The sequence below is a fragment of the Paraconexibacter sp. genome (genome assembly GCF_041602235.1).
In the GTDB taxonomy this organism is placed as follows: Bacteria; Actinomycetota; Thermoleophilia; order Solirubrobacterales; family Solirubrobacteraceae; genus Paraconexibacter.
This window is the reverse complement of record NZ_JBFIGP010000362.1, coordinates 1-3,261: the sequence shown is the minus strand read 5'-3', so window position 1 is coordinate 3,261 and position 3,261 is coordinate 1. Positions and strand designations below refer to the sequence as shown.

Annotated in this window: 5 protein-coding genes; 3 read left to right on the top strand and 2 right to left on the bottom strand. The window is 73.0% G+C overall.

Features of this window, described 5'->3' with window-relative positions; all coding sequences use genetic code 11:
* From ABYE80_RS18900 to ABYE80_RS18890, 3 genes are all read left to right on the top strand, one after another.
* Positions 1-1,209, top strand: a 1,209-nt coding sequence (locus ABYE80_RS18900) for an MFS transporter (RefSeq protein WP_372791866.1), incomplete at its 5' end; no start/stop codon positions are given.
* Between the two features lie 4 nt (positions 1,210-1,213).
* Entirely contained in the window at positions 1,214-2,185 is a 972-nt protein-coding gene (locus tag ABYE80_RS18895; protein ID WP_372791865.1) for a heme A synthase, read from the top strand.
* Positions 2,186-2,292: 107 nt separating this feature from the next.
* On the top strand, positions 2,293-2,508 hold the full coding sequence (locus ABYE80_RS18890) for a hypothetical protein (RefSeq protein WP_372791864.1): 216 nt from the start codon (positions 2,293-2,295) through the stop codon (positions 2,506-2,508).
* A gap of 18 nt (positions 2,509-2,526) precedes the next feature.
* Here the strand turns inward: ABYE80_RS18890 and ABYE80_RS18885 are convergent, their stop codons facing one another.
* Both ABYE80_RS18885 and ABYE80_RS18880 read right to left on the bottom strand, forming a co-directional pair.
* Complete coding sequence (locus tag ABYE80_RS18885) at positions 2,527-2,700, bottom strand: hypothetical protein (protein WP_372791863.1); 174 nt, start codon at positions 2,698-2,700, stop codon at positions 2,527-2,529.
* Positions 2,701-2,783: 83 nt separating this feature from the next.
* A partial coding sequence (locus tag ABYE80_RS18880; RefSeq protein WP_372791862.1) for a S16 family serine protease occupies positions 2,784-3,261 on the bottom strand: 478 nt, incomplete at its 5' end.

Here is a 3,261-nt window from a genome sequence, read left to right as displayed (position 1 = left end):
CTCGGCGTCGCCGGATTCGGTGCGACGAGCGTGCTGTGCGCGCTGGCGCCGAACGTGGAACTGCTGGTCGCCGCGCGCGGCCTGCAGGGCGTCGCGGGGGCGCTGCTGGTGCCCAGTTCCCTGGCGATCCTCACCGAGGTGTACCGCGACCCGGTGCAGCGCGGTGCGGCGATCGGCACCTGGACCGCAGCCACCAGCGCCGCGATCGCGGTGGGACCGCCGGTGGGGGGTGTGCTGATCGATCAGCTCTCGTGGCGGGCGATCTTCGCGATGAACGTCCCGATCGTCGCCGCTGCGCTCGTCATCGCGCTGCGTCACGTGCCGGCGCTCGAGCCCGCGCCGGGGCACTCGCGGCGCGTCGATCTCCCCGGCGCGCTGCTGTGTGCCGGCGGTCTGGGAGGCGTGGTCCTCGGCACGATCGAGCAGCCGGAGCACGGCTGGGGCTCGCCGCTCGTCGCGCTGCCCCTCGCCGCCGGCGTGGCGCTCCTCGCCGCGTTCGTGGTCTGGGAGCGGCGGGCCCGCGAACCGATGCTGCCACTCGGCCTGTTCGGTGAGCGGACGTTCTCGGTCGCGAACGCCGCGACCGTGTCGGTGTACGCGGGGCTCGGCGGCGCGATGTTCTTCCTCACCCTGTTCCTGCAGCAGGTCGGCGGGTACTCGGCCACGGAGGGCGGCCTGGCCGGCGTGCCGGTGACGCTCATGCTGATCGCGCTCTCCCGTCGCTGGGGGGCGCTGGCGGAGCGCATCGGTCCGCGGGTCCTGATGACGGCCGGACCGGCGGTGATGGCGATCGGGCTGTCGCTGTTCACGCTGATCGACGCGGACGCGGCGTACGCCAGCCAGGTGCTGCCCGGCATCGCCCTGTTCGGGCTGGGCCTGTCGATGACGGTGGCGCCCCTGACCACGACGGTGCTCTCGGCGGTCGACGATCGCCATGCCGGCGTCGCCAGCGGGGTCAACAACGCGATGGCCCGCGTCGCCGGTCTGCTGGCGATCGCGGGGGTCGGGGCGGTCGTGGCCGGACGGCTCGGCGCGCCGACGTTCGCCGCGGCGGCCACGGACGACGCGGTCGCCGCCTTCCACGCCGGCACGTGGGTGTGCGTCGCGCTCCTGGTGGTGGGGGCGATCACGAGCTTCGTGGGCCTGCGCGGCGGCCACCGGGACGGCTCGTCGTCACGCCGCCCGGCGCCCCCGTCCGGCACACTGTGACGCGATGCGCACCCGCCTCGCCGCCTTCGCCGACCGCCATCCGATCAGCCCCGAGCGCTACTCGCAGATCGCCTTCGCGGCGCTCGTCCTCCTGATCCTGATCGTCTTCACCGGCGCGGCCGTCCGGCTCACCGGATCCGGCCTGGGCTGTCCCACCTGGCCGAAGTGCACGGAGACCTCGGTGCACTCGTCGCTCGACACCCACGGGGTCATCGAGTTCGGCAACCGGCTGTTGACGTTCGTCGTCTCGGCCGGCGCGGTCGGTGCCTGGCTCGGGGTCTTCCTCGTCAAGCCCGCCCGTCCGGACCTGAAGTACCTGGCGCTGTCCCTGCCGTTCGGCGTGCTGCTGCAGGCCGTGATCGGCGGCCTGTCGGTCCTGTTCCAGCTCGCGCCGGGCTGGGTCATGGCCCACTACCTGGTCTCCATGGTCCTGCTGCTGTGGGCGTTCGAGCTGTGGTGGCGGTCCCTGCGCGCGCCGGACGAGGTGCGCACCGTGACGGCCGACCGTGCGACGGTCCTCCTCGTCCGCGGGCTCTACGTCTTCGCCTTCGTCGCGATCGCGCTCGGCACCATGTCGACGGCCGCCGGACCGCACGCCGGCGCGTCGGGCACGGGCGAGTTCGTCGGCCGCCTGGACTTCTTCGGCGACGAGACCCTGCGCGCCGTCATCCACATCCACGGGGTCGTCGTCGCGCTCCTGGGCGTCGGGACCGTGGTCGCATGGTGGATGTCCCGGCGCCGCGGCAGCCGGGAGCTCACCACCACGCTCCTCCTGACGATCGCCCTCCTCGCGGCCCAGGGCGTCCTGGGCATCGTGCAGTACCGCCTCGAGCTGCCGGCGGAGATGGTGTGGGTCCACGTCGCGCTCGCGACCCTGACGTGGGTCGGCTACGTGCACGCCAGGGCCGCCGCGGGCGTCGTGCCGGAGCAGGCACCCGGGACGCACGAGACGGTCGCCGCCCGACAAGCGGCCTGAGCGGTGCTGCTCGCGTCCCGGCGCAGGCCGGGGGGACGCGGGGTTTGTCAGATCTGCACCGGGTAACAGCGACACCGATGGCGGTGCATGCTGCGTTCGGAGATCGCGTGCTGGAGACCGTCGCGCTGCGCGTCAGGGCGCGGGCGCGACGGAGATATCGCTGCGAGCTGGGAACGCTCGAGGTCTCGGCGTTCCAGAGTCCGCGGTGGTGGTGGTCGGTCCGCGACCTCGAGCACGGGACCGTCTGCGAGTGGGGTGTCGCGCTGACACGAAGGGGCGCGATGCGAGCGGCCCGCAGAGCGGCGCGGGCCCAGCGCCGGTAGGTGCGGGACGCGCGTTCCTCAGAGGACGTGCGCGAGGACGTCGGGCGCGAACTCGGCGAGACCGAGGACCATCGCACCGGTCAGCGCGCCGAGGAAGGCGGGCAGCGCCGCGGCACGGCGCCGACGCCAGACCACCCGAGACCTCTCGCGTCTCGAGAAGGCACTGGCGTAGATGTGCAAGGGCCGGGCCATAGGACTCCCCTCGTGCGCGATGCAACATAGGTGCGACCGCGGACGCAAGGATGGTTCGGGCCCGACCCCGCAAACACCGGGAGTTACGCCGTGTGCGCAGCCCCCCGTGTGGGCACCGGCTCGAGCGCCACGTCCAGGACCTCGCCGATGGTCATCACCGGGTGGAAGGTCATCTGGTCGCGGACGTCCTGCGGCACGTCGTCCAGGTCGCCGCGATTGCGCTCCGGGAGGACGACATCGGTCAGGCCGGCGGCGTGGGCCGCGAGGACCTTCTGCTTCAGGCCGCCGATCGGCAGCACGCGGCCCTGCAGGGTGACCTCGCCGGTCATGCCGACCGTGTGTTTGACCGGGCGACCGGTCAGCAGGGACGCCAGCGCGGTGGTCATCGTGATGCCGGCACTCGGTCCGTCCTTGGGGATGGCCCCGGCAGGGACGTGGACGTGGAACTCGCGGTCACCGAACACGTCGTCGTCGATGCCCAGCTCCTCGGCGTGGGCCCGGACGTAGGTGAGCGCGATCCGCGCCGACTCCTTCATGACGTCCCCGAGCTGCCCGGTGAGG